Genomic DNA, 1,157 nt, shown 5'->3' on the forward strand with positions numbered 1-1,157 from the left:
CTGGCCGGCATTTACGCCCAGGTCCTCGGACTCGAGCGGGTGGGGGTGGATGACTCCTTCTTCGATTTGGGTGGGGACAGCATTTTGTCGATGCAGGTGGTGGCGCGGGCGCGGGCGGCCGGGTTGGTGTGTCGGCCGCGGGATGTGTTCGTGGAGCAGAGTGTTGCCGGGTTGGCGCGGGTGGTCGGGGTGGCCGCCGGTGTGGGTGATGTGGCCGATGAGGGTGTGGGGTCGGTGCCGGCGACTCCAATCATGTGCTGGCTGCACGGTGTTGAGGGCCCGGTTGAGCAGTTCAATCAGACGGTGTTGGTGCAGGCCCCGGTGGGGGTGGGCGAGGCCGACGTGGTGGTGTTGGTGCAGGCGTTGCTGGATCGGCATGCCATGTTGCGGGCGCGGGTGGATGACGATGGTGGCCGGTGGTCGCTGATGGTGCCGCCGGTGGGGTCGGTGGATGCGCGCGGGTGTGTGCATGCGGTGGAGGTGTTGTCCGAGGAGACATTGGTGGCCGCGCGGTCGCGGTTGGATCCGGCGGCGGGGGTGATGGTCAGCGCGCTGTGGGTGGCTTCCACCGGCCAGTTGGTGGTGATTGTTCATCATTTGGCTGTTGATGGGGTGTCGTGGCGAATCTTGTTGGAGGACCTCAACATCGCCTGGGCGCAGCGTCACCGTGGGCAGCCGGTGGTGTTGGCCGCGGGTGGGACGTCGTTTGCCCGGTGGGCGTCGCTGCTGGTGGAGCATGCCCATGCGCCTGAGGTCGTAAGTCAGGCCCAGGTGTGGCGGCAGGTGGCGGCGGTCCCGGCGGTGTTGCCGGGGGCGGGTGCGGGGGTGGATACCTATGTGAGCGCGGGGCGGTTGGCGGTGTCGTTGGATACCGAGACGACGCGGCTGTTGTTGGGGGAGGTGCCGGCGGCGTTTCATGCCGGCATCCAAGACATTTTGTTGATCGGGTTGGCGTTGGCGGTGGCCGAGTGGTTGGGCACCGGTGACGCGGCGATCGGTATTGAGGTGGAGGGCCACGGCCGGCATGAGGAGTTGGCCGGCGAGCTGGATTTGTCGCGCACGGTGGGCTGGTTCACCACCAAATATCCGGTGTCGTTGGCGGTGGGGGGTTTGTCCTGGGGGCAGGTGATCGCCGGCGAGGCGGCGCTGGGGGTGGT

The 1,157-nt window shown here is 67.6% G+C and carries 1 protein-coding gene; it reads left to right on the forward strand.

Annotation, left to right across the window (positions count from 1 at the left end; all coding sequences use genetic code 11):
• Positions 1-1,157: condensation domain-containing protein (locus OQ968_RS24665; protein ID WP_324682269.1), on the forward strand; the 1,157-nt coding region annotated here is incomplete at both ends.

This window comes from Mycobacterium sp. 663a-19, from assembly GCF_035616495.1.
Classification (GTDB): domain Bacteria; phylum Actinomycetota; class Actinomycetes; order Mycobacteriales; family Mycobacteriaceae; genus Mycobacterium.